At 73.0% G+C, this 6,112-nt stretch carries 6 protein-coding genes; 3 read left to right on the forward strand and 3 right to left on the reverse strand.

The genetic code is table 11. The annotated features are described in order from the left end of the window. Nucleotides 1-39: 39 nt before the first annotated feature. The 3 genes from rox to ACFV6I_RS36685 form a co-directional block, all read right to left on the reverse strand. Nucleotides 40-1,464, reverse strand: a complete 1,425-nt coding sequence (rox, locus tag ACFV6I_RS36675) for a rifampin monooxygenase (RefSeq protein WP_380430328.1) — start codon at nucleotides 1,462-1,464, stop codon at nucleotides 40-42. Nucleotides 1,465-1,681: 217 nt separating this feature from the next. Continuing rightward, nucleotides 1,682-2,608 carry an aminoglycoside phosphotransferase family protein gene (locus ACFV6I_RS36680; protein ID WP_380430331.1) on the reverse strand — a complete coding sequence of 309 codons (927 nt, stop codon included), beginning with the start codon at nucleotides 2,606-2,608 and terminating at the stop codon, nucleotides 1,682-1,684. A gap of 28 nt (nucleotides 2,609-2,636) precedes the next feature. Beyond that, complete coding sequence (locus ACFV6I_RS36685; RefSeq protein ID WP_380430336.1) at nucleotides 2,637-3,401, reverse strand: alpha/beta fold hydrolase; 765 nt, start codon at nucleotides 3,399-3,401, stop codon at nucleotides 2,637-2,639. A 115-nt stretch (nucleotides 3,402-3,516) separates the two neighbouring features. Here ACFV6I_RS36685 and ACFV6I_RS36690 point away from each other — a divergent pair, with 115 nt between their 5' ends. The 3 genes from ACFV6I_RS36690 (at nucleotide 3,517) to ACFV6I_RS36700 (ending at nucleotide 5,995) form a co-directional block, all read left to right on the forward strand. Next, complete coding sequence (locus ACFV6I_RS36690; RefSeq protein WP_063350175.1) at nucleotides 3,517-4,053, forward strand: PadR family transcriptional regulator; 537 nt, start codon at nucleotides 3,517-3,519, stop codon at nucleotides 4,051-4,053. Nucleotides 4,054-4,164: 111 nt separating this feature from the next. Continuing rightward, nucleotides 4,165-4,878 carry a class I SAM-dependent methyltransferase gene (locus ACFV6I_RS36695; RefSeq protein ID WP_380430334.1) on the forward strand — a complete coding sequence of 238 codons (714 nt, stop codon included), beginning with the start codon at nucleotides 4,165-4,167 and terminating at the stop codon, nucleotides 4,876-4,878. Nucleotides 4,879-5,152: 274 nt separating this feature from the next. Continuing rightward, complete coding sequence (locus tag ACFV6I_RS36700) at nucleotides 5,153-5,995, forward strand: undecaprenyl-diphosphate phosphatase (RefSeq protein WP_380430339.1); 843 nt, start codon at nucleotides 5,153-5,155, stop codon at nucleotides 5,993-5,995. Nucleotides 5,996-6,112 lie beyond the last annotated feature (117 nt).

Here is a 6,112-nt window from a genome sequence, read left to right on the forward strand (position 1 = left end):
CGCCTGATTCCACCACCGAAGCCAGCCGCGGCGGAGCATTCACGCGGGGGCGCCGAACCACCTGGACAGGTGGCCGCGCAGGCCCTGCTGGTCCTCGCCGACCCAGGCCACGTGGCCGTCCGGGCGCAGCAGCACCGCGGGCACGTCCAACTCGTCGCTGACGTCGACGACATGGTCGACCCGGTCCGCCCAGCCCGCCACCGAGAGCCCGCCGGTCTGGTCGAGCAGCAGCCCGCGGCCGCCGTGCATCAGCCCGTACAGACGGCCGCGCTTCAGCTGCACGTCGCGCAGCCGGCGGCCGAGCAGTTCATGCCCTTCGCCGAGGTCGTAGCGGACCCCGATCGCGATGATCTTCTCGATCAGGTACCGGTTCACCTCCTCGAAGTCCATCAGCTCCGCCAGCAGGCGGCGCACCGCCTGGGCGCCGGGCTCCAGGGACATCAACTGGATCTGGGCGCGGGTGTTGTCCAGCACGTCGGCGGCCACCGGGTGCCGTTCGGCGTGGTAGCTGTCCAGCAGCCCCTCCGGCGCCCAGCCGTCGACCTCGGCGGCCAGCTTCCAGCCCAGGTTGAACGCGTCCTGGACGCCAAGGTTGAGCCCCTGCCCGCCGGTCGGCGGGTGGATGTGCGCCGCGTCGCCGGCCAGCAGCACCCGGCCGACCCGGTAGCGCTCGGCCAGTCGGGTGGCGTCGCCGAAGCGCGAGAGCCAGCGTGGTGAGTGCGCCCCGAAGTCCGTGCCCGCGACGGCCCGCAGCTGGCGCTTGAACTCCTCGAAGGTCGGAGCAGCCGTACGGTCCTCGGCCACACCCTCGGCGGGCACCACGACGCGGTACACCCCGTCCCCCTCGGGGATGGCGCCGAACCGCAGCTGGGTCTTGCGGACCTCCGCGATGACGGCGGCGATCGTCTCCGGCTCCTCGGCCAGCTCCATGTCGCCCAGCAGCGTCTCCACCCTGGAGGGCTCGCCGGGGAAGCCGACGCCGAGCAGCTTGCGCACCGCACTGCGGCCTCCGTCGCAGCCGACGAGGTAGCGCGAGCGCAGCCGCGTGCCGTCGGCCAGTTCGACACTCACCCCGTCCTCGTCCTGGCTCAGCCCCACCAGTTCGCAGCCGCGCCGGAGCTCGGCGCCGAGTTCGGTCGCGTGCTCGGTCAGCAGCCGCTCGGTGACCGCCTGCGGGATGGCCAGGACGTACGCCTGGGTGGTGTCCAGCCGCTCCGGCCACTCCTTGCCGATGCCGGCGAAGAAGCCGCCGACCTCGAACTTCCGGCCGAGCGGGAGGAACCGCTCCAGCAGCCCGCGCTGGTCCATCACCTCAAGACTGCGCGCGTGCAGACCGCGCGCCCGGGCCGGCAGGGGCCGCTCCGCCTCCTTCTCCAGCACGAGTACCTGCACGCCGTGCAACCGCAACTCGCCGGCCAGCATCAAACCGGTCGGTCCGGCACCGACCACGATCACGTCAATCATCACAAACCCCCAGGTATGCCCGCAGATCCCGGCTTCGGCCGGTCATTCTGCGGCACGACCGGGGCCTTGCCGCAAGCCCCCCAGTCCGCTATACCTTGAGAGTGGCAAGGAGAGTCGGTGACCTCCTTGCCTTCGTTGTTTCCGCTCGTTGTTTCCGCTCGCTGTTTCCGCTCGCGGTTTGCCGGCCGCTGTTTTCCGCCCGCTGCGCGCGCTCCGCTCAACGCCCCGACAGCAGCTCCGCCACCACCCGCTGCACCGGGTCGAGCGCCGACTCCCCGTCCTCCACCGCCCATACGGCGTTCTGCAGCACCCGGGCGAGCGTCCAGCCGACCGCCGCCTCGCGGTCCAGTTCCAGCGCCTCCACCAGGACGTCGAACCGCCACCGCAGCGCCCGGGCGACGTCGCCGGTGGCCAGTACGTCGGCCCAGCGGTTACGCAGCGCCGGGAGGAGTTCGAAGCCGGGGTGCCCGACGAGCGGTTTGGGGTCGATGGCGAGCCAGGGGGCGCGGCCGCCGCCCTCGGGCGGGGCGAGGACGTTGCCGTAGTGCAGGTCCCAGTGCAGCAGCCGGTCGCCGGGCTCGGTGCGGACCTCGCGCAGGGCCGCGGCGCAGTCGGTGAGCAAGCGCCGCTCGGCCGGGTCGGCGAGGGCTGCGGCGGCCGCCGGGGCCCGCGCGAGCAGACCGTCGGCGAGGTCCGCCAGCCGTCGCAGGTCCGGGACTTCGATCTGACGTCCGGTCAATTCCCTTAGCAGGCCTGCGAGGACGTGCAGCGCCTCCCGATCGTCCGCGACATCCAGCAGTGAACGCCCCGGGTCGAGGCGTTCCAGCAGCATCGAGCCCGAGGCCGGTTCGTGGCCGAGGAGTCGTACGGCCCCTCGCCCGTCCCAGGCTCGGAGGGCTGCCGGCTCGCCCTCCGTCTCCTCGCCCACCGGCTGGAGCTTGAGCGCCGCGGGCGTGCCGTCGGCGCGCCGCACCGGCAGCACCAGGGCGACGACGCCGTGCGCCGGCGGGCCGTCCGGGCGCAGATCCCAGCGGTCGACCAACTCGCCTGCCAGCGCGGGGAGTCGGGCCGCCCAGGCGCGACCATCCGGGCCGAGGGACTTCTCCAGGGACGCGGTCAGAGCGGGCGGGACGTCAACAGGCATCAGGTGGGCTCCTCTCCGACTTCCCAGCCTACGGTCGAGGTTCGAGGCCGGCCGCCGAGACGAAGCCGTCGAGGTTGTCGAGCATGATGTTGTGCCCGCAGTCCGGGACGGCCGCCAACCGTACGCCCGCCTCCCGGAGTTGGCCGGCGCCGCGCGGCTCGCCGTCCGCCTCCGGGTACAGGAAGGTGCGCGGGACGTCGAGGCCGAGCAGCAGTTCGCGCATCGTCGGCACCGTCGCCCGGGCCAGGTGGACGGCGCTGCGGTACAGCGCCTCGGGCCCGGCGAGGCGCATCGTGGACCACCAGGACGGGCCGACCCACGCGGCGACCTCGTCCCGGCCGCCGGCCAGGAACTCCTCCTCGGTGAAGCTCGCGATGCCGCTGCTGCCGGGCCGGCGGCCGGGGGTGACCGGGTCCAGGTTGGCGTCGACCAGGACGAGCCGGGAGACCGACTCCGGATGCCGGTGGGCGAGGACGACGGCGATCGCGCCTCCCATGCTGTGGCCGATCACCTCGACTCCGGCGAGCCCGGTCTCCGCCAGGGCCGCGGCGACGGCGTCGGCGTGCTCCTCCAGGGTGTATCCGAAGTCGGCGGGCCGGTCGCTGAGGCCGAAGCCGAGCAGGTCGAGCAGCAGCGAGCGGCGCCCGGTGAGCCCCGGGTGGGAGGCAGCGGCCGCGAAGTAGGCGGGCGAGCTGGCGCCGAGGCCGTGCAGGTAGAGCCGGGCGGGCTCGGCTCCGGGCAGCTCGACCCATCGGATCCGGTCGCCGTTCGGGGTGACGGGGGCGTGGCGCAGCACGGGGACTCCTCCTCCATCGGGGGCTGGGAACGCCCAGACCATACATCGCCATCGAGGTATAGCGGAACCGATATACCGAAGCTCCGAGGGACGAATCTGCGAGAGTGGCCCCATGCTGAAGCTCGCGATCCTCGGATTCCTCTACGACCGCCCGCTGCACGGCTACCAGCTGCGCCGCCACCTCGCCGCACTCACCGGGCACGTCCGCCCGATCAGCGACGGCACGCTCTACCCGGCGATCAAGCGCCTGGAGGCCGACGGCCTGCTGGTCCGCGAGACCGAGCCCGGCAGCGCCGCCGCACCCCGGCACACCCTCCACCTCACCGAGGCCGGCCGCACCGCACTGCTCGACCAGCTGCGCGAGCCCGAGCCGTTGGACATCAGCGACGAGAACCGCTGGTTCGCCCTGCTCGCCTTCCTGCGCCACCTCGACGACCCCGCCGCACAGGCCGCCGTGCTCCGCCGCCGCCTGGCCTTCCTCTCCGAGCCGGCGAGCTTCTTCTACGACGGCGACCGCCCGGTCGGCGCCGAGGAGTTCGCCGACCCGTTCCGCCGCGGCCTGCTGCTGATCGCCCGCGCCACCAGCGAGGCCGAACTCGCCTGGCTGCACGCCACCCTGGCCGAGCTGGAGGACGTACCGACAGGCTGACGGTGACGGGCCGACGGACTGACGGGCCGACCGACTGACGGACTGACGGACTGACCGAAAACCCGCTGCGGCGCCTTCCCTCCCCGCCCTGCCCGTGCTCCGATGACACCCATGGCCAACGACACGCACACCGGCAACGTACGACGCGAGGGGCACGACGGAACGGGCCCGGGCGCGATCACCCCGGACGGCTGCGCCGTCGAGCTCTGGGCCCGGCTCCCCGTCGGCGACGCCCCGGACGTGATCGAGGCCGCGGCGCCGGCCGGCGCCACCATCCTCGAACTGGGTTGCGGCGTCGGCCGGATGACGCACCCGCTGACCGATCGCGGCTTCACCGTGACGGCGGTGGACGAGTCTCCCGAGATGCTGGCCAGGGTGCGCGCGGGCATCCGCACCGTGCGCAGCCCGATCGAGCGACTGGACCTCGGCGAGCGCTTCGACGTCGTCCTGCTCGCCTCCTTCCTGATCCACGCGGGCGACGAGGCGGTCCGCCAGGGCCTGCTGGAGACCTGCCGCCGCCACGTCGCCGCGGACGGCTGCGTGCTGATGCAGCGGGAGGGCGAGGACTGGCACCTCAACGTGCCGCGCGAGGGCAGGCTCGGCACCGACGGCGTGTCGCGCATCGTCTCCTCGACGCCGGTCGGGGACGGCGTGAACTCCGTCCACGCCGAGTACGAGTTCCCGGACGGCCGTTGGACGCACACCTTCCGTTCCCGGCCGCTCACCACCGCCGCGTTCGACCGGGCGCTGGCGGACGCCGGTCTGACGGTCGAGAGCTACCTGACCAAGGACCGCACCTGGGTCCGCGTCCGGCCCGCCGGCTGAGCGGCGGAAGGCCAGGCGGAAGGCCAGGCAGAAGGGCAGACGGAAGGGTCGGCGGAGGAGTCAGCGGGTCACGGAAGGGCCGACGGGCAAAGCCGGGTCAAAGGGTGAACAAAGAATAGTCATCTTCACCCCGTACCATCGGCCGCGCGCCCGCCCGTGCGCGGCCCGATGGCCGTGCGGGTCGCGGCCTGCCCGCCTGCCCGCACGCCCGCTCCGACCTGCGAGGACCGCACATGTACGACGACTCACGGATACCCCTGGTGGGTGTCTGGTGATCGACTGGTTCCACGGGGCCGTTCTCGGTCTGATCCAGGGGCTCACCGAGTTCCTGCCCGTCTCCTCCAGTGCCCACCTGCGGGTCTTCTCCGCCCTGCTGGGCTGGGACGACCCGGGCGCGGCCTTCACCGCCGTGACCCAGCTCGGCACCGAGACCGCGGTGCTGATCTACTTCCGCCGGGACATCGTCTCGATCGTGCGGACCTGGACGCTGTCGCTGTTCCGCCCGGCGCTGCGCTCGGACCCGGACGCCCGGATGGGCTGGTTCGTGATCATCGGCACGCTGCCGATCGGCATCCTCGGCAAGCTGTTCCAGGACACCATCGAGACCCACCTGCGCGATCTGCGGATCATCGGCACCACGCTGATCGTCTTCGGCCTGCTGCTGGCCTTCGCCGACCGCACCCGCGCGGTCCGGCACGCCCGGCCGATCACCGACCTCACCCTGCCGCACGCGGGTGTCTACGGCCTCGCCCAGGCGCTCGCACTGATCCCGGGGGTGTCCCGCTCCGGCGGCACGATCAGCGCGGGCCTGCTGCTCGGCTACAGCCGGGAGGCGGCGGCCCGCTACTCCTTCCTGCTGGCGATCCCGGCGGTGCTCGCCTCGGGGGCGCTGGAGCTGTTCAAGATCGGCGAGGGCCCGGCACCGGCCTGGGGGCCGACCATCCTGGCCACCGCGATCGCCTTCGCGGTCGGCTACGCGGCGATCGCCTGGTTCCTCAAGTACATCTCGCACCACAGCTTCCTGCCGTTCGTGATCTACCGGGTGCTGCTCGGCGTCCTGATCATCGGACTGGTGGCCGGCGGTGTGCTGGCCCCGGACGCGGGCGTCGTGAAGTAGAACCGCGTTCCAGCAGGACCCCGGAACAGCAGTGGGGCGGGGGGCCCCCCGGGGGGGGGGGGCGCGGGGGGGGGGCGGGTGGGGGTGGGGGGCACCCCCCCGGCGGGGGCCGACCCC

The organism is Kitasatospora sp. NPDC059803 (genome assembly GCF_042732255.1).
GTDB lineage: Bacteria > Actinomycetota > Actinomycetes > Streptomycetales > Streptomycetaceae > Kitasatospora.